The sequence below is a fragment of the Neoehrlichia mikurensis genome, assembly GCF_019186785.1.
Classification (GTDB): domain Bacteria; phylum Pseudomonadota; class Alphaproteobacteria; order Rickettsiales; family Anaplasmataceae; genus Neoehrlichia; species Neoehrlichia mikurensis.
In genome coordinates, this window is sequence record NZ_CP066557.1 from 1,081,650 (window position 1) to 1,101,981 (window position 20,332).

Here is a 20,332-nt window from a genome sequence, read left to right on the forward strand (position 1 = left end):
TGCTTATATTTAATAAGTGTGTATAATATGTTCATTATTTAATTATTTTTTGACTTTTTAATATTAGTTAATATTGTGGGATATTTTTTTAATAAAATATTAATATATTAAATATTATAACTATCTTAATAAAGAAAATAAATTTTTATGGATATTTAAAATGACAAATCAATTTTTGAACGAGTTACATGAAGCAATTAGAAAGAATGATGCTGAAGGAGTAGATAATTTTTTTAAGAATGCAAGCAACGAAGAAAAAAGTATAGCTCTTTTTTCTCCTATAGATAATGTAAGCTTATTAAATTATGTGATTTTTCACAACTATGATGTAAAAATATTTAGTACTCTTGTTCAACTTTATGATAATTTAGACATTGCTCATTATGAAGGTGAATTTCCAATACTTTTTTCAGTACTATTTTGTGATATTAAATACTTAAAAATATTGGATCACCCAGAAATATCACAAAAACTGACTTGGGATATTATATATGAAGATAAAAAAAATTATGAAAATGTATTAAATAGAAGCAATTTACTGTCCATGACAAGTAATATAGTTACCGATAACGATGCTGATGAAGTTATTAATGCTCTTGATATATTATATAAGCATAACCCATCAATTATAACTTATGTTAATAGTGAACAAAATAGTTTGTTTGCTAATGTGTTTGCATGTAAAAATAAGAAAGTTATGCAATGGTATCTCAATAAGATAAATACATGTGTAAATTCACAATATGAGTTTAATCTTCTTCTATCAGGTATCGGCATTCTTATACAGGATGCAATAATAGCTAATGAACTTGTTCTAAATTTAGAAGAGATCTTAGGGATTATTGATAAGAAATATCATGAGGATATTTTATTAGCAAAATCTGATGATAGGAGAGATATTTCTGTTCTAAGTGTAGCAATAGCCAAAAATGATTTTTCTTTTTTAAAGGCTATTGATGTTTGTGATAGTAAGGAAATTCAAAATGAAATTATTGTATCTTTAATTAAATATAATGCTATTGATAAATTTAAATGCTATGATCATCCTTTTGCAAAATCTATTGATAAAAATATTCAAGATTTTTTTAAGGAGAATTGTTCAGATTGTGTTGATGATAGATACAGGGTATTATTTACAGATGATACTCTAAACAAAAATAATTATTTATTTGAAAAAAACTTTACTGAAGAGAATATATCAAGAGAAGCTTTATTATATTATTTATCTTTGAATAAAGATTACAAGAAAATTAGAGAACTTCTGGATCATAGCTCTATATGGCATGATGATTATTTAAAAGATTTAATAATACAAGGAGATGTGGCATTTTTTCAAGAAGTAATTGGACAAGATTATTCTTTTAGTGAAGAAGATCTATCACTTTTTGTGAAATCATATCCTGAATTTTTATTACATATTATGTGTAATATTGCTAGAAAAAAAGCACAAGATTGTCTCTCTCCACAAGAAGAAGTTTATCTCCCTATGATTAAAAAATTACTTAATGTATGTGATGATATACCAGTTCTTGAAAATATGATGACTTGTAATTCAAAAGATGTTAAAGAATTTATATCATACGGTAGTAATGTTTTTAAAGATATATTTGATAGTAGATTAAATGAAATTGACAATGTTGCATGTCAAATAGTGTCACAAGGTGATGAAAATATATTTAAAGCTTTAATAGATTATAATATTAACTTGATTTATGCAGATAATTTAGTAAATCTTGCATTAGATGCGGGACATATAAAGTTAGCTCAGTATATCATATCTTTACATAAGGATAATATTAATAATATTTTGAAAGACCTGCCTTTAGATTCTAGTGTTTCTTATGAAAATTGTCTTTCTTCTCAGCAATATCATTGTTTAATGAAATCTCTTTTTGTTTTAGCTTCTTGTGAAGGTAATGAAGCACTAAAAAAGTTAACTAAAGACTTTTCTCTTAATAAAGTTTTATCAAGTAAAGATATAAATAAATTATCACAATATGCAAAGAGTAATTCAAAAACAATGAAACAAAAATTAAAGATGCTCAATGCTAAAATTGATAATGTTGTTCATTCTTTAGATGAAATTCAAGATAATCAGTCTGTAGAAACATTAGATGAAATTCAAGATAATCAGTCTGTAGAAACATTAGATGAAGTTCAAGATAATCAGTCTGTAGAAACATTAGATGAAGTTCAAGGTAATAATCAGTCTGTAAAAGCATTTCAAGAGCTTATGAAAAAATTTCATGCATCTAATAATCAATATAAAGAATTCTCTAATCTTTGTGATATGTCTGTACAAGAATTTAAAGATATATGTAAAAAAAAGTTTCGCAATGTAAATGAATATTTAAAATGTAATGAGGATGGATGGAATATATTTACTCATATTGCTGCTAATGGAAGTGGAATACATTTACAAGCTTTACAAAAATTATATAAATCTAGTAATAGTCATAACTTACTATTAAATAATCAATCTCGTTTAGGAAGTACTTTTCAATGTGCAATTATGGCTAACAACAATTCTGTTATGAAATATATGTTATCAATGCATGATCATAAGTTTACTAAAGATGGAGAGATGAAAAATAATATTCTTCATACAACTCTTTTATCTCAAAAATATAATCTTTTTATTGAGATAGTGAAAATATATGATGAATTATCAAGTAAAAATTCACAACACAGATTAAATATTTTTAGTGCATCTTCAAAACAAAAAAATATTAATAATTTTATCGATGCTTTATTAGCGAATAATATTTATAATGATAGCCCATTAACTCTATTAATAGATAGTAAAGAATATGCTTTATCTAGTTATTTATTTTCTTATTTCAAAAAATTGGATACAAAGAATTTAATGAAAATTCTACTAAATGATCATTTTGTGGATAAGGTGATAAATTCAAAAGATCGATATTTTATTAATCAATTATTTGCTTTACAGGAATTACATAATAAATCTTCAGAAAACAAGAAAATAGATTTACTAGGAAAATTAGAGTTATTTATAAAATTATTTAAAGAAGATGATAAAACCTTTCATTCTATTATTTCTCAAATTGAGCGTTATGAAGGAAAAGATAGTGAAAAGTATCAAAATTTATTATTGAAATTTTCAATAGAATTAGCAAAGGAAAATTCTCATGATAGTTTTTTTCAACGATATATTAGCAAATTAGATGACCAACACTTGCTTAAACTTGCACAAGAATGCATAAAAACTGATAACATAAGAATATTGAAAAGTATACACATAGTTAGTAAGAAAAAGTTTAATTTTATGTGTCAGAACATAAGATTAAGAACATTAATTGAGAATAATAGTATCAATTGTATTAATTTTTTGGCAGAATATGACTTTTCTGAAGTAGCAAAAAGACTAAATGCAGAAATTATTAATGATACTATTAATGCTTGTCAAATAGATATTATTGAGAGTGATACAATAGATGTTGATGCATTAATTAAAAATAAACAATCAAGAGTATTAGAGTTTTTGATACGCAAAGGATTATCAATAAGTGATTTGCAGCTTATAAGGATGGCTGAAGCAAAAATGGATAGTGCATGTATCGCTGCATTAAAAAATAAAAATCTTTCTAAAGATACTTTATTATATGATTTAGCATTATCAAATAATTTTAAATTTATAAAAAATGCCATTAATTATAATAATGATCTTCTTACTAAACATGATTATTCTAACATTTCGCGTAAAGAATTATTAAAGAAATTAAAGAAAATTAATCCTAAAGTTGTTTTGAAACAAGGTAATACTTTATCCCAATTTGCAATGTATAACAAACTTGATACTTCTATATTAAAGTTACTACATGACTGCGAGAACGAACATGAGTTTCTGAATTCACAAGACGAACATAATTCTGTTGATGCTAACAAAGCGGGTGGTAGACCTGAAACATCTGCTGTTGATGCTAAATCTAAAGAAGGTGAAGCATCTGCTGTTGATGCTAACAAAGCGGGTGGTAGACCTGAAACATTTGCTGTATATAGTACAATAAATAAACATACAACATCTAAAAAAAATAATTCATATGATAAATTTGATGGTAATATACCTATAAATTTAAATGCAGTTATGGAAAGTGGTGGTACACCACAGAAAGATATGTCATCTAATGATGATTTTAATGTGTACGATATTATACATTATAATCCTTTTGCTATATTAAAAAAATCTGATAATTCATTTAATACATCTAATGTAGCATATGAATTTACTAGACAGGAAGGATCTGCACAAAGAGAAGATAATCCTGTAACAGATTCTACTAGACAGGGATCCGCGCAAATAGAAGATAATCCTGCAACAGGTTCTACTAAACAGGGATCTGCGCAAATAGAAGATAATCCTGCATCTATGAAACATCCTGTAATAAAATATTCAGAGTTATTATATAATCGTTTAGGCTCATATGCTGCGGAGTTATCTTCCGAGCAATTTAATAATGCGATGGACATATCAGAACGATTTATGCGTTTAAGGAGAGCAGAAACTTATAATAAAGAAAAGTTTAATTTGATATTCTCAGAAATTCATCAAAAGATGATTTTTCTTAATAAGAGTCTTAAGATTTTGAAGAGTCCTGAGATTTTGAGAATATTAAATAATTTTATCGTAGAGTGTTTGATTAGTGATAAATTTAAATCCCCAACCATTATGGATATGATTTTAGAAGCCAAAGATTATGATTTATACAACAGTAATTGTCGGTTTATGTATTCTAGTAAACAGGAAGTACCTGCGCAAGACAAAGATAATCCTGCAACAGATTCTACTAAACAGGGATCTGCGCAAATAGAAGATAATCATGCAACAGGTTCTACTAAACAGGGATTTGCGCAAAGAGAAGATAATCCTGCAGTAGATTTATTACGTAATAATTTTATGCGATATGTTGAGAAGTTATCTTACGAGCAATTTAATAATGCGATGGACATATTAGAAATAGTTATGAGTTTAAGGGAAGTAGAAACTTATAATAAAGAAAAGTTTAATTTGATATTCTCAAAAATTGATCAAAAGATGATTTCTTTTAATAAGGATCCTGAGGTTTCTAGAATATTAAATAATTTTATCGTAGAGTGTTTGATTAGTCATGAATTTAAATCCCCAACCATTAGGGATATGATTTTAAAAGCCAAAGATTATGATTTATACAATCGGTACAAAGATGATCCTGCAACAGGTTCTACTAAACAGGGATCTGCGCGAATTTTATTATTAGATCGTTTTAATAATAAATTACGCCCATATGTTGCGGAGTTATCTCGCGAGAAATTGAATAATGTGGTGGACATATTAAAACTAGTTATGAGTTTAAGGGAAGTAGAAACTTATAATAAAGAAAAGTTTAATTTGATATTCTCAGAAATCGATCAAAAGATGATTTCTTTTAATAAGAGTCCTGAGATTTTGAGAGTATTCAATAATTTTATCGCAGAGTGTTTGATTAGTGATGAATTTAAATCTCCAACCATTATTGAGATGATTGTCAAAGCCAAAGATTATGATTTATACAGTAATTGTGTCAAATATGGAGTATTTGACAAAGATTTAAAGTACATGGCAAATTTATGTTCTTCTCATTTGTTAAGAGATAATGAAGGTAATTATGAATGTATAAAATTGCTTGCAGGATTACAAAAAAATCCAGTTTCTAATGTAAAAGCAATGGATTATGTAAAAAAAGATCAGCTACAAAAATTAAAAATGACCGATATAATTTATAATATATTTAACTCTTCTGATAATGAAAATATAGTTAGAGTATTACAAATTATTAATGAAGAAAATTTATCTAATGATTTAAATAAATTATCGAAGGAAGAAAGAATTAAATTTTTTGCAAGTATTATTGAAAATTCATTATTTAAAGGAGAAAAAGATCGTTTTAAAAGTAGGAAATATATATATAATATCTTAATGGATAATTATGTAAAAGATCCAATTGAATGCAATATGATATTGAATTATGTTTTCAAAAATTGCAAAAATATTTCATATAGAGATGCATTATTGCATGATTTGTTATTTTCTTTTAAATTTAATCATATTTATGATAGTAGTGATGACCTTTATACATCAAAAGATGAGTTAATAATTTTTAAATTATTAAATGAGTTCGATGACGGTTCTATAAATGTCAAAAAACTTTTACGTGAATGTGAAGACAATTATCAAATTTTAGAAAGGAAAGTTATATTTAGAAATAGAGAATATATTTCTATTATTGATTATTTGATGAGAGGAAATCAAATGGATTGTCTTTCTAATATTAAAGATATTTTAAATTGTGAAAAAATAAATCCAAGTATAGTTAATACTATGTTGGTGTATTTAGCAAATAATTTTGCTGATTATAAGGAATACAGTAACATAATATATGAAATATTTTATTCTTCCTTAGAGCGACATCCTATATCAACAGAGAAATTTAAGTGTACTGCAACATCTAGTGTTCTATCATTATGTGATATTGTAAACTCCATAGAATCTGATGATAAAAATATACAAAAATTAAAAGAATTAGTTACAATTAAATATTCTCATGAAATCGGTATCGAAGAATACATCGTTAAGAATATATTTAATTTAGATAATTTATTAATGCTAGATAATAAGAAGATATTAAATTCTACTAAAATCTTTGATGCTATTTTTATGGAAATTATTTTTGCTCAACGTAAAACTGGATTAGATGTTTTAACTGAGATAATGCGTAATAATGATTATGAAATTATTGCAAGATCTTTATTAGCTACTGATCAAAATGGAAACAATGGATTGCAAATACTTTTTAATAAAATGGTATTAGAAGGAAGTAGTGGTCCTCAAGTATTAGAAATATTAAATAATATTTTTGATATTATAATTAAACATTTAGATGAAGACTTATTAAATAAAATTTTGTATCAACACAAAAATAATTATGGAGAAAATGCTATAGAAGTTCTTGCTAAAGTACCTGGTTGTGATAGGATTTTTTCTAGTTTAGAGAAATACTTAACGCCCGACACTATATCTAAAGAATGTAACTTAGGTACAATATTTGTAAATGCCTCAAGTTGTAATGATAAATTACAAAGTTATATTTTAAGAAACTATTATTTTAGTCTTCATGAGTATAAAGGAGCTGATGCTCTGCATAATGCTATTATGTCTGGAAATATTCAATGTGTTATTAATGTACTTAATTCAGGATTAAATATTAATAATAATAATTATTATAGTGATAGTGGGCCAGTTTACAAATTATTGAAGAATATGAATGAAAATCCTGTATATCAAGATCAGAAATACTTTGATATATTAAGGTTATTAATATCTCGTGGCGCTTTGATTAATTATGATCAGCAGTTACTTGATGATATACTAAATGATATGAAAAATATTACTATTAAAAATAGTATTAAAAAAAGTTTAAATATTGAAAATAAAGAAGTAAATAATTTATTAGATTTTATTTTTCTGTGTAGAAGTGATTATCATAGTATAAAAGTAGGAGTTATCGATGTAGTACAAAAAAATATAAAAATTAAAAATCATGATAAATCAGTATGTAAGACTGATTTTTGTGGTACTACAGTGGATACATCAATAACAGATGGTAAATTTATACCTACTAGGGCACTGAGAGATAAAGTTTTTAAAGATAATAATCTTAATATTATTAAATTTGATTTTAATGAAGGAATTAATAAAGGTTATATACATAAAATTGGTAATATAAGGAAATATATTGTTACTGATGGAATAGTAAATTTAAAATTATTATGGCAACCAAAAAATGCAAATGTTCAGAAAATTAAAGTTATTATCAGAAAAGATGGAACTATATCTATAGATGAAAAATATTTAAATAACTGTGGATTAAAGGGAGAAAAGTTAAATTTTGATAATTGTAGAGTATATATTGGTAATCTTAGTTTAAAAGAAGCTTTACGTAATGGTAAATGGCATATACATGGAAAAGATGGTATAGATCAATTAAAACAGTGTAGTGTTGTAGGTGATGATCAATCTTTATCTTCTGAAGATGCAATGTATGATCAATTTCCACCTTCCATGTTGCCTATACCTAGATTTACAGGTGATGATCAATTTCCACCTTCCATATTACCTAACGCTGATGCAAGTACTAAACCTAATGATGCAGGATTACCTGAAGCTGATGCAAATGCTCAATCTTTATCTTCTGAAGTTGCAAGTAGTAATAAATCTCTAACTGTAGTATTATCTGAAACTGATGCAAGTACTAAACCTAATTTGTCTAGAGATTTTGATAATGTAGTAGATATTGTTAGTAACTTATCTTCAGCAAAGGTAATATTAAAATCACAAAAGCATACAAGGACAAAAACAATACTAATAGATAATGGACAAAGTAAAGAAATATACAATATTTATGGCAAGTTTTTTGACGCATTAGATCAAGCTAATAAAGCACTATTTGTAAAGTATAATGACATTTTAAATGAACTTTTTAAAGATATTGTACTTGTAGTTAAGCGTAATGCTAAGCGTAAAATTGCAATAGATCCACAACTCTTTGAAGAAGCTATTAAGGATATGAAATTAGATACATGTGATATAAGTAAAATACATGGCAATACAAAATTACAAATGTGTAAGCTATTAATACAACGAAGTGCTAATTATGATTCAATGACAATGTATAATTTAGCATTATATAAAGAAATTATGGAGCGTTACATAGGAAATATTGCTCAGATCCATCAATATGATGTTAATCTTAATACAGATGCTGATAACATGAAGCTATACTTGCAATATGCACAAGCAATTGATAAAGATATACATTTGAAAAGTATTGCTTCTCATTATGCTTTAGAAAGTGCTGGTTATTTAGAATGTACTAAATATGTTGAAAAATTTTTAGAAGATTTAAAGATAAATTATAAGTTGATAAAGGATTTTACCAGAACAGAGAATATAATAGTGAGTCAAAATGCTAATGGTAAATTAGTGATAGAAATGAGTGATGCATTAAAAAAACATGATGTTAGTATATTGCAATGCTTAAGTGAATGTATAGATAAAGTACATAATATTTCTGGTGATCTGATGTTTTCTGAACTAAAAACAATAAATGTGCATCCATATTTATTTCAGTCTGTTGTTAATTCAGTGTTGAAAGATGAACAAAATGAAATTAATGCTGATGATCGTAGTAAATTAATTAAGAATATGATTAACATGATGAGTATAAGAGAAGGTAATGATATTACTAATTTATTAAGAAACTCATTACATTCAACAACATTACATTATATATTAACAGCAAGTCAGCAATTAAAAATGAATGATGTACATGATTGTATAAAATTAATGAAATTCATATCTAGTCATTGTGATATAGATATTAAGCTTGATTTATCTAAACAGGAATCATACAATGATGTATTACAGCATATTGATAAATCATCATTTTTAAAAGAGTTAAATAGTAGTGAAAATAAAGGTTCTTCTAAACTCAAGATAAATTATCTTGCTATGCAATTATTAAATGAGATCAAGAATAATTATGGTATTATAAAGGATATACAAAGCAAAGAAAATATGTTGCTTATGAATGCTGCTAATCTTACTGATGGAATTGCTATTATTCATTCACAGTTTAATGATAAAAACATATTATACAGTAAAAAAATTATGAAGCAACTTTTAGAAAAAGCTAATATAAAATTTAAGCATAATTCTATAGAAGTTCACCCGTATTTATTATGCAAGGCAATTAAAAATGTAATAAAAAGATATGATGTTAATTTAGAAAATATTACCCCGCAATATGCTAAGAAGTTATTACAAAATATCTTACGATTATGTAAAGTATATGATACAGAATTTACTGTGTATCCTAAAGAAATACAGGATGCAATTCTTAATGTTCGTAAATCTATTGACATTCAAGAATCATTAGATGAGAAAGATCTAATGTTTAGTAGTAGTATAAGTAGTGTAAGTAGTATAGATAGTGTAAGTAGTAGTAATAGCATAAGTAGTAGAAAACTACGACGATACAGTAGTAGTGATAGCGTAAGTAGTAGTGATAGCGTAAGTAGTAGTGATAGCGTAAGTAGTAGAAAACGACACAGTAATAGTATCAGTTTGTTACAAGAAATTACTGCTTCATGTAATAATCGGTAAATGTGTGATTTTTATAAAAAATGTTAAGTGACTTTTATAGGTAAGATCTAAATAAATATAAAAAGTTTTTTATATTACATATAACTTATAAAAGTCATTGCATTTTGTTAGAATTCAGCTATAACCATATAAGTATAAGTGGGAACACTATAAGTAGTGTTTGCTTTAGCAAAAGTTTGTAATTGATATATAGTTTATGGCTAATTTAAAAGCTCTTGCATTACGTATTAAAAGTATAAAATCTATACAAAAAACTACTAAAATAATGCAGGCAATATCTGCATCAAAATTTCATCATGCTCAACAAAAGCTTAATATTATTAAAAATTATAATAATTTGCTATTAAAGTTAATGGCTATTAAATGCGATGACAATGTTCAAAATTATAATATGAAAGCAAAAACTTTAATTATAATATTGTCTTCTGATAGAGGATTATGCGGAAGTTTTAATTATGCAATTGCAAAATTTGCTAATAACCATATTGCTGATTTACTTGAAAAAGATCAAGATGTATTATTGATTTTCTTTGGAAAAAAAGCATATGAAATTATGAAAAAAACTTATGCTAATAAAACATTAAAAGTTTTACCTCAAGTTAAAAATATATCAGATTTTTATTCTTTTAAAAATTTTTTATATGGTATAAGGATAAACATATTACAATATAATAATGTTGAACTAATCTATAGTAAGTTTTATAATGTAAGATTGCAAAGACCTGTTTTACAAAAAGTATTACCTTTGATGTATGATAAATCTAATAGGTTTTATGATGAATTTAGTTATGATCCTGATCATACAGCAGTAATTAATCAAATACAAAAGAATTATGTTTTAAATTTATTTTATATGGCTTTTTACGAAAATATTACCAGTGAGAATTGTGCCCGTATGATAGGGATGGAATCAGCAAATTCAAATACAAAAAGTATGTTAGATAAGTTAGTTTTACAATATAATTGCTTACGACAAACTTCTATTACAACTGATTTAATAGAGATTATTAGTGGGTCTGAAGCTTTATGATAAATAAACCTTCTGATGATGATGCAGAAATGGCTATAAAAGTTTTAATCTCATGGATGGGAGATGATCCAAATAGAGAAGGGTTGTTGAATACTCCTAAAAGAGTATTAAATTTTTATAGGAAAATGTTTGAAGGTTACCAGTATAATCCTCAAGATATAAGTATTGCTGATGAATTATCTAATTTTTGTAATTATACTGATCTTATCATATTAAAGAATATAAGTTTTACGTCCTATTGTGAGCATCATATTGTTCCTATGAAAGGAAATATAAATATAGGTTATCTACCAAATGAGTCTATATGTGGTGTAGGCAAGATGATAAAATTACTCAATATTTTTGTCAAAAGATTACAAATGCAAGAAAAATTAACTGTGCAAATAGCTGAATTTTTGAATAACTTTTTACTTCCTAAAGGTGTAGCAGTACTTATTAAAGCAACACATGAATGTATTGCTTGTTATGGAGAATATTATAATAATAACTTAATATTACAAACACATTGCATGCTAGGTATATTTCAACATGATGTTAATATACGAAAGGAATTTTTTGATCAAGTGATAAAATAGAGGAATACAATATTGAATAACTACTTAAACATTGCGGAAGATACTATAAAGATTATCAAAAATAAAGGAGTTGAAGGTGATGTTATTATATATGATAGTAATTCATTAAATATATCACAGAGAATGTTAAAGCTTGAAGAAATTTCTTATTCTAATAGTGTGCAAATTGGCATTAGAGTTATTGATAAAAAAAAAGTATCATGTATATCATCAAATGATTTGAGTAAAATTAGTGAATTAATAGATATGGCTATTACAATGGCTAATGCTGCTCCAGAGGATTCTAATATCCTTATTCCTCCTTCAGATAATTACAACGAATTTATCACAGAAGATTTAATGTTATTTGACAATATAGATATAAGTGTTGAGCAAATAAGTACTTTACTACAAGATATGGAAGGTGCTGCATTATCTTACGATAATAAGATTGTTAACTCTGAAGGAGCATCTTGTTCAAGAGTTAATACGAATATTATATTAGCTACTTCAGGTGGTTTTATAAGATCTTATAAGAAATCTTATACTTCTGCTTATTTGTCTATAATTGCTGCGGAAAACAATAAAATGGAAGTAGATTATAGTTATTTAATAAAATGTCATTTTAATGATATTCAAGATCCATGTAATTTGGGAAGAGAATCTGCAATAAGAGCATTAAGAAAATTAAATGCTAGAAAAATAAAAACCTGTATATTGCCTGTTGTTATTGAAAATAGAGTAGCAAGTACATTATTGCAAAATTTTGCTTGTGCAATTACAGGAGATTCTATAGCAAATAAAACATCCTTTTTATCAAATAGTCTACATACTCAAGTTTTTTCTCGTGATATCAACATTATTGATGATCCATTAATAAAAAAAGGAATTGCTTCATATCCATTTGATGGAGAAGGAATACGTGGTTATAAGAAAGAAATAGTAAAGAATGGAGTAATTACTAGTTGGATTTTAGATATATATACAGCAAATCAATTAAATTTAGTCACTACAGGAAATGCCATTAAGCGTAGTAACGCTGCGGTTGTTCCAGGAGTAAGTAATTTTTATATTCAAAATGGAAGTATTTCTGTTAATGATTTAATATCAGATATTAATCAAGGTATTTATGTTACTGATCTTTTTGGATTTGGTATTAATTTAACAACAGGAGATTATAGTCAAGGTGCTTTTGGATTTATGATAGAAGATGGTAAAATTACATATCCAGTAAATGAGATTACTATTGCTGGGAATTTAATTGATATGTTTAAAAACATATCAATAGCAAACGATTTAGTATTTTTAAAATCTGTTAATTCTCCTACATTAAAGATACATCAAATGACAGTTGCTGGAAGATAATAAAATATAGGTATAGTTTTGATATCAAAAAGTATTATTAATATAGTATAATAATAATATGTATTTAAATTATTTATATAAAAATGATAATTAAAGAGACAAGAACTTATAGTGTTGATATAGCAATAATTGGTGCAGGTCCTATAGGGATATTTACTATTTTTCAAGCAGGCATGCTAAAGATGAGTTGTTGTGTAATTGATTCGTTAAAAGAGGCAGGAGGACAATGTAAAGCTTTATATGCAGAAAAGCCAATATATGATATACCAGCATATTCTGTTATTACAGCACAAGAATTAATTGATAATTTAATTAAACAATCTGACCCATTTAACCCTATATATTTATTGGGAGAAATTGCAGAAAATATAATTGAGAATACTGATCATTTTATAGTAGTGACTCATAATAAAATTGAAGTTAAATGTAAAGTTATTATTATTGCTGCTGGATCTGGAAGATTTGGACCAAATCGTCCTCCCTTAGATGATATTATAAAATATGAAAATAAATCTGTATTTTATCATATAGACAAATTATCAAATTTTTATGATAAAAGTATTGTAATTGCAGGAGGAGGAGATTCAGCTGCAGATTGGGCTATAGAGTTAGCGAAAGTTGCTAAAAAATTATATATAATACATAGAAGGAAAGTATTTCGTTGTGCTCCAAAAACCATTTCATGTTTAGAACATTTATCAAAAACTAAGAAATTAGAAATAATTACTCCTTATCAACTTAGTGGTATACACGGAAATAATGGAATATTAAGTCATATCGTGATAAAGAATATTAGTGTAAATGAGGAAAAAGTTATTCAAGCAGATATATTACTACCATTTTTTGGTATATCTGCTAATCTTGGGCCTATACTTAATTGGGGTATTAATATTAAAAATTTTCATATACCAGTAGATTATTCTACATGTAGAACAAATCGCGATAAAATATATGCAATAGGTGATATAGCATCATATCCAGGAAAGTTAAAGTTAATACTGACAGGATTTGCAGAATCTGCTATTGCATGTCATGATATATATCGTGTTATATTTAATACTCCATTAAATTTTCAGTATTCTACATCTAAGGGAATTCCTAATAATAGTTAATATCAATGAATTATATAAACCAGTCAGTATTTTAGAACAAACATAATCAATTAGATTAGAATTTGAAAATAGATATTTTCCATAATATATATTATGTATTTTATATTATTTAATAATATAACTATTCTGTTGTTTTTATTATGAACTACCTTGTGCTATATAATTTTTTGTGCAGTTAAAATATAATTTACTGATATATCTCTTGATAAAGACCACTTATTTTTTATTACATTAAAACTAATTCCTGTTATATCTTGTACTATAACATTTTGCTGTAATAACATGTTTACTATTTGTGAAGGTTTAACAAATTTTTGCCATTTGTGTGTACCTTGGGGTAACCAATGTAGAATATATTCTGCAGCAATGATAGCAAATATCATTGATTTAATAGTTTTATTTAACGTAGATAAAAATAAAACACCATTATTTTTTAATAATTGACAGACGTTTTGTATAAAAATAGGTAAATTGTTTACATGCTCAATTACTTCCATGACAACAATTATATCATAACATTCATTGGTATTTATTAAGTCATAAATGTCAATACATCGATAATTTATTTGTAAATTATTTTTTAAAGCATGATTTTTTGCAATATTAATATTACTTTGACTTGGATCTATACCACAAACATCAATACCTAATCTTGACATTGACTCTGAAAAAATACCACCACCACAACCAATATCTAATAAAGAAAGTGATGATAATTGAGTAAAAATATTATTAAGATAATTTGCTACATAGCATACTCTTAGAGGATTTATCTTATGTAACAATGAAAAACTACCTTTTTTATTCCACCATTGATCAGAAATTTTAGTAAATTTTATTATTTCAGATTCATTAATTGTTGTTGTCATAATTTTCTAATTTTTTTATTCTTTCAGCATGTCTTCCTGAAGAAAACTCGGTTATTAAGAATTGATAAGTAATTGCTTTTGCATCATTATTACTAATATATCTAGATCCTAAACAAAGTATATTTGCATTATTGTGCTCTCTTGCTAATTTTGCAAATATTATATTATGACATAAAGCTGCCCTTATCTTTTTATAACGATTTGCAGCAATACTCATACCTATACCTGTTCCGCAAATTAATATACCACAACTTTGTTCATCACGAGAAACATCATATATTACATCTTTAACATAATCTGGATAATCAACTACAACATCATTAACAATACATCCATAATCTTTAACTGTGCACCCTAAACTTTCTAAATAAGAGTTTATTATTAATCTTAATTTAATTCCTGCATGGTCAGAAGAAATAAAAACTTTTTTCAAAATTAGCACTTATGATCCTTATATAAAAATCAAGCATACTAATATACATACTTTTTTTATCTTTTTTAGTCAATGAATAGAATATATGTTTTTAAAATGATGTATATAATGGTTTATTCAATTTAAACGATAAAATTTTCTCTTTACAACTAAATTTTAAAGTGTAATATTTTGCATAATTACTTATAATGAATTGTATTATAATAATCAATGAAAAGTGCAAAAAATATTATACGTTATACATTAAGTTATCTAAATAATAATAAGGCTTATGTTGTGGCTTTTAAAAAAAATGTTATAAAAGCTTTCGAATTAAATCTTATTCAAGAGGATCAATTTAAGTATATGAATAATTACGCAAATAAATTAATTAATAAAATAGAGCTATATGAAAATTTATTTTCAAATATAAAAAAGAGTTATCATTTAAATTAATTTTTATATTTTATTAAAGGTTTATTTTTCATATTCAAATTTAATTTTTCAGAATTAGTAGATATACTAACAGCTATATAATTTCCTCTTTTTATATGTGTATACATAGTAGTACAATATAGTGATAATATAACTATATTGAGTTGCTAACAATAGATATGCACCACAGCAGCCTGATATTGTAAAACTATTACAAAATGGTATTTCTTTATCAAATTAATTTAATAGCTGTATAAGATCTTTTATTAATTTTATAGAATTATTAAAAATTTCTTTTTCATTTTGCAATAAATCTAGCTCTATAATTTTCTCAATGCCATTTTTACCTATAATAACAGGTACTCCCGCAAACAAATCATAAACTCCGTATTCCCCGTTCAAATATGCAGCACATGGTAATATACGCTTTTGATCATATAAAAATGATTCAAGCATATATATAGCTGAAGTTGCAGGCGCATAATAAGCTGAACCATTTTGTAATAATTTTACAATTTCTTCCCCACCTTTACGGGTTCTTTGAATTATATTATCAATATCGGATTGCGTAATCATGTTAAGCTTGATTAAATCAGTAATAGGTATTCCCCCTACTGTAGTATATCTAATTAAAGGCAACATAAGATCTCCATGCCCTCCTAATACTAAAGATGATATATTTTCTACAGAAATATTTAAGTGTTGAGCAATAAAATAAGAAAATCTAGCAGAGTCTAATACACCTGCCATACCAGAAATCATATTAGAAGGTAAATTCGATTTTTTATATAAATGCCATACCATAGCATCAAGAGGATTTGTGATTATTATAACAAAAGCATTAGGAGAATATTTTTGAATATTCTTTGCTATATTTTCGATAATTTTTGCATTAGTGTTCAATAAATCATCACGACTCATACCAGGTTTTCTAGTAATTCCGGCAGTTACAATAATTGCATCAGAGTCTTTAATGTCTTGATAATCACTTGTACCTAGTATATTAACGTAGCATTCATTTATTGCAGAAGATTCAGATATATCTAAAGATTTTCCTTTTGATAATCCTTCATTTATATCCAACATTACTATATTACCTAATTTTTTTTGATTTATTAGATAAGCAATAGTTCCCCCAATATTACCTGACCCTATAAGAGAGATTTTTTTTTGATGCATCATACTAAATACCTAATAATTAAAATTAATAATAAACTTATTATTTAATGGTTGATAATACATATACTTTAGCTCCTAAATTAGATACTAAAAGAGGCTTATGAATTTTTATACAACATGTAATAACATTAAACTTTTTTTTAAGAAAATCCTTTAAGCATTGTATCATGTCTTCTAAAAAATCATAGTGCTTTACATTAATAAAATTCGTAATTTCATCAATAAGAGCTTTATAATCTATAAAATTTATATTATTAATAGGTAATTTAATATCTATAATTACCTTTTGCTTAATAACTTTCTCCCATGCATAAACTCCTATTCGTGCATAAATTATGAAGTTTCGTATGTGCATTATATTAGCCATTATAAAATAACCTATGAAACATAAATAATATACTTATAAAATATATTGTTTATATTATCTATAAAATATATATAATTAATTTTATCAAAGGTTTGTAAAAATGAAATTTATTTTAAAATTACTTTCTTTTTTTAATCCTAAAAAACAAAAAGAAACTGATGGTATTTGCTATGTAGGAGGTCTAAGAAGATGTTTAAGTATTATATTAGATTTAATAATAATATTATTAATGCTTCAAATCATACATATTGTGTTTGTATATGCTATATATCCTAAAAACAAAATGTATGTTAAAGCTATTGAAAAATATAAAATAGAAGCTATATTGAGTAATGAAGAAAAAAGTTTAAAAAACATATATTTACTTATTATTATTAGTGAACAAATAATACAATTAGGTGTTTTATTACTATATCAAGTATATATGTGGGTAAAATTTGCAACTACTATTGGAAAATTTATCATGGGATTAAAAGTTGTAGATGAAAGGACTTTTAAAAATATGACAATAACACAAGCTATTAAGAGATTTATTGCTTTCCCATTATCAGGAATACCTTTCTGTTTAGGAATAGTATGGGCTAATTTTGATAAACGTAAACAAACTTGGCATGATAAAATCGCAAAAACAGTTGTAGTAACTAATAATAGTTTTAAAAAATATGCTCAAAGTTCTAATACACATAATACTGGAGCATGATCAGATGGAGATTCCAAACTTCTAGTTTGTTCATTAATATCACAATGTAACAACTTGTCAGCTGCTTGTGGAGATAAAAGTAAATGATCTATTCTCATGCCTTTATTATCATTCCATGCATTATTTTTATAGTTCCACCAGCTAAATTTTTGATTATCATTTATTACGCGGAATGCATCAAAAAATCCTAAGTTAAGTATTGAACGAAATTTAGCTCTTTCATCTTTATGAAAACATAATTTACCATCTAGTAATGTACAATAAACATCTATTATTTCAGGTGCTACATTATAATCTCCACCAATTATTGTAATTTCTTCTTTATTTAGCAAGCTTAACATATGAAATCGTAACTGATCAAAAAAATTCAGTTTATATGTAAACATTTCAGAATTAACATCTTGTCCATTAGGAACATATATACTTGCTACCCTAATTTTCATATCATTGTAAATAATAACAGCTTCTATATAACGAGCCTCATCACAATTATATGAACCACTACTTTCTATAAATATATTATTGATCATAAAGATATTATGCCTTACATTAGAGGCTTTATATTTTGTAATAATAGCAACCCCATTTCTTGCTTTTTGTCCATGTACATAACATTGATACCCTAAAGATTCTAAATCCATATAAGGAAATAATTCATTTGTACATTTTAATTCTTGTAGTAAAATTATATCTATATCATTTGCAATTAAATAATCACATAAATGACAGAGCCTTTTTCTAATAGAATTAACATTCCATGTTGCTATTTTTAGCATTATGTTGAATATAAAGAATTTATATCAATAAATTTATGAGTTAAATCGCAAGTCCACACAACTGCCTTTTTATTTCCATAATCCATATCAATTGTAATTTTAATTTCACTGCCCTGCATATGATTATTAATGCGCTCCATATTACAATTTGTATATAATGTACCTTTTTTAAATATAAATTCATCCCCTATTTTAACAGATATTTTATTTTGATCAAACGCTTCTTCTGCTTTACCTAAAGCCATAATTATTCTTCCCCAATTAGGATTTTCTCCTGCTATAGCAGTTTTCACCAAAGGAGAATTTGCTACTGAGAGTGCTAATTTTTTAGCTACTTTCTCTGATACAACATTTTCAATACTTATTGTTATAAATTTTTGTGCACCTTCTCCATCTTTTACAATTAAATGTGCCATTTCTATCATTAAATTTTTAAGTGCTACCTTAAAATCGCTTATTATATTATCATTATGAGAAATTACTTTAGGATGTTTAACAACATTAGTTGCAAACATTAATACTGTATCACTTGTTGACATATCTCCTTCAACAGTAATGCTATTAAATGATATTTCTGTATATTCATTTAGCAATTTTTGCATAATGTTTGAGTTAATACTTGCATCAGTAAATATATAAGCAAGCATAGTAGCCATATTTGGGGCAATCATACCAGATCCTTTACAAATACCATTAATTGTAACATTCACACCACCAATATTTGTTTGCTTAGTTACCATTTTAGGATAAGTATCTGTTGTAGTAATTGCCATTGCAGCTTCCCTCCAACCTGTAGAATTCATTTTTCTTTCTGAATCTATAATAACAGATATAATATTTTTAGTTGGCAGAACCTGACCTATAATTCCAGTTGAAGAAAAATATACTTCTTCTGAGGGGCAAGAAAACTCTTTTGAACAGGTGTTTACAATTTCTTGTATTGCTTTATCTCCTTCCTCTCCTACTGCTACATTAGCGTTGCCAGAATTTACTATAAGAACACTAGCGTATCCATGAGATAGTATGCTCCTACAGTATTTAATATTACTACCTGCAGTATAAGAAGTTGTGAACACACCAGCAACGCTACTTCCAGGTTTAAATTTTATAATTAACACATCATTTTTACCAGAAGGCTTGATTTTTGCACTAGTAGATAGCATTTTTATGCCATTAATTTCAGGCAGTTGTGGAAAAATCTTTGGCGCAAGTGGAGAAATAAATGCCATAATTTCACTTAATGATTTATATGTATTGTGAATAATGTCATATTTTTATTGCTTAATCAAATATAATTTACCTAATTTATATATATCAAAAAGTTTTTATTTC

General features: G+C 25.8%; 13 protein-coding genes. 7 read left to right on the forward strand and 6 right to left on the reverse strand.

Annotated features, from left to right (window positions below; all coding sequences use genetic code 11):
* Positions 1-160 precede the first annotated feature (160 nt).
* From HL033_RS04395 to HL033_RS04415, 5 genes are all read left to right on the forward strand, one after another.
* Positions 161-10,201 carry a hypothetical protein gene (locus HL033_RS04395; protein WP_218194064.1) on the forward strand — a complete coding sequence of 3,347 codons (10,041 nt, stop codon included), beginning with the start codon at positions 161-163 and terminating at the stop codon, positions 10,199-10,201.
* Between the two features lie 196 nt (positions 10,202-10,397).
* A complete protein-coding gene (atpG, locus tag HL033_RS04400; protein WP_218194065.1) occupies positions 10,398-11,231 on the forward strand; it encodes an ATP synthase F1 subunit gamma in 834 nt (277 codons plus the stop codon).
* Positions 11,228-11,806: a GTP cyclohydrolase I gene (folE, locus tag HL033_RS04405; RefSeq protein WP_218194066.1), complete on the forward strand. Its 579-nt coding sequence runs from the start codon at positions 11,228-11,230 to the stop codon at positions 11,804-11,806. The genes atpG and folE overlap by 4 nt, the downstream gene beginning before the upstream one ends.
* Before the next feature lie 12 nt (positions 11,807-11,818).
* Positions 11,819-13,150 carry a TldD/PmbA family protein gene (locus HL033_RS04410; RefSeq protein ID WP_218194067.1) on the forward strand — a complete coding sequence of 444 codons (1,332 nt, stop codon included), beginning with the start codon at positions 11,819-11,821 and terminating at the stop codon, positions 13,148-13,150.
* A gap of 83 nt (positions 13,151-13,233) precedes the next feature.
* Positions 13,234-14,262, forward strand: a complete 1,029-nt coding sequence (locus HL033_RS04415) for an NAD(P)/FAD-dependent oxidoreductase (RefSeq protein WP_218194068.1) — start codon at positions 13,234-13,236, stop codon at positions 14,260-14,262.
* Between the two features lie 155 nt (positions 14,263-14,417).
* Here HL033_RS04415 and ubiG read toward each other — a convergent pair whose 3' ends face one another.
* Together ubiG and rpiB are read right to left on the reverse strand one after the other, a co-directional pair.
* The gene (gene ubiG, locus HL033_RS04420) at positions 14,418-15,131 is read right to left on the reverse strand and encodes a bifunctional 2-polyprenyl-6-hydroxyphenol methylase/3-demethylubiquinol 3-O-methyltransferase UbiG (protein ID WP_218194069.1); all 714 of its coding nucleotides are present in this window, start codon (positions 15,129-15,131) and stop codon (positions 14,418-14,420) included.
* Positions 15,115-15,573: a ribose 5-phosphate isomerase B gene (gene rpiB / locus HL033_RS04425; protein WP_218213764.1), complete on the reverse strand. Its 459-nt coding sequence runs from the start codon at positions 15,571-15,573 to the stop codon at positions 15,115-15,117. Before rpiB ends, ubiG begins: the two co-directional genes overlap by 17 nt.
* A 201-nt stretch (positions 15,574-15,774) precedes the next feature.
* On the opposite strand from rpiB, the gene HL033_RS04430 reads away from it, so the two are divergent.
* Positions 15,775-15,999: a hypothetical protein gene (locus HL033_RS04430; protein ID WP_218194070.1), complete on the forward strand. Its 225-nt coding sequence runs from the start codon at positions 15,775-15,777 to the stop codon at positions 15,997-15,999.
* A 216-nt stretch (positions 16,000-16,215) separates the two neighbouring features.
* On the opposite strand, the gene mdh is transcribed toward HL033_RS04430, so the two are convergent.
* Both mdh and HL033_RS04440 read right to left on the reverse strand, forming a co-directional pair.
* A complete protein-coding gene (mdh, locus tag HL033_RS04435; RefSeq protein WP_218194071.1) occupies positions 16,216-17,160 on the reverse strand; it encodes a malate dehydrogenase in 945 nt (314 codons plus the stop codon).
* Positions 17,161-17,197: 37 nt separating this feature from the next.
* Complete coding sequence (locus HL033_RS04440; protein ID WP_218194072.1) at positions 17,198-17,524, reverse strand: dihydroneopterin aldolase; 327 nt, start codon at positions 17,522-17,524, stop codon at positions 17,198-17,200.
* A 100-nt stretch (positions 17,525-17,624) separates the two neighbouring features.
* Between HL033_RS04440 and HL033_RS04445 the strand changes: the two genes are divergently transcribed.
* Positions 17,625-18,224, forward strand: coding sequence for an RDD family protein (locus tag HL033_RS04445; protein ID WP_218194073.1), 600 nt, complete (start codon positions 17,625-17,627; stop codon positions 18,222-18,224).
* On the opposite strand, the gene xth is transcribed toward HL033_RS04445, so the two are convergent.
* Both xth and argJ read right to left on the reverse strand, forming a co-directional pair.
* Complete coding sequence (gene xth / locus HL033_RS04450; protein ID WP_218194074.1) at positions 18,191-19,000, reverse strand: exodeoxyribonuclease III; 810 nt, start codon at positions 18,998-19,000, stop codon at positions 18,191-18,193. The genes HL033_RS04445 and xth overlap by 34 nt on opposite strands.
* Positions 19,000-20,229 (reverse strand): bifunctional glutamate N-acetyltransferase/amino-acid acetyltransferase ArgJ, encoded by a 1,230-nt coding sequence (gene argJ / locus HL033_RS04455; protein ID WP_218194075.1) that lies wholly within the window; start codon positions 20,227-20,229, stop codon positions 19,000-19,002. The genes xth and argJ overlap by 1 nt, the downstream gene beginning before the upstream one ends.
* Between the last annotated feature and the right edge of the window lie 103 nt (positions 20,230-20,332).

Coding starts and splice junctions, on each gene's coding strand:
- HL033_RS04415 (WP_218194068.1), top strand. CDS start 13,234: ATGATAATTAAAGAGACAAGAACTTATAGTGTTGATATAGCAATAATT.
- xth (WP_218194074.1), bottom strand. CDS start 19,000: ATGCTAAAAATAGCAACATGGAATGTTAATTCTATTAGAAAAAGGCTC.
- HL033_RS04445 (WP_218194073.1), top strand. CDS start 17,625: ATGAAATTTATTTTAAAATTACTTTCTTTTTTTAATCCTAAAAAACAA.
- mdh (WP_218194071.1), bottom strand. CDS start 17,160: ATGATGCATCAAAAAAAAATCTCTCTTATAGGGTCAGGTAATATTGGG.
- ubiG (WP_218194069.1), bottom strand. CDS start 15,131: ATGACAACAACAATTAATGAATCTGAAATAATAAAATTTACTAAAATT.
- atpG (WP_218194065.1), top strand. CDS start 10,398: ATGGCTAATTTAAAAGCTCTTGCATTACGTATTAAAAGTATAAAATCT.
- HL033_RS04440 (WP_218194072.1), bottom strand. CDS start 17,524: ATGGCTAATATAATGCACATACGAAACTTCATAATTTATGCACGAATA.
- folE (WP_218194066.1), top strand. CDS start 11,228: ATGATAAATAAACCTTCTGATGATGATGCAGAAATGGCTATAAAAGTT.
- HL033_RS04395 (WP_218194064.1), top strand. CDS start 161: ATGACAAATCAATTTTTGAACGAGTTACATGAAGCAATTAGAAAGAAT.
- HL033_RS04430 (WP_218194070.1), top strand. CDS start 15,775: ATGAAAAGTGCAAAAAATATTATACGTTATACATTAAGTTATCTAAAT.
- argJ (WP_218194075.1), bottom strand. CDS start 20,229: ATGGCATTTATTTCTCCACTTGCGCCAAAGATTTTTCCACAACTGCCT.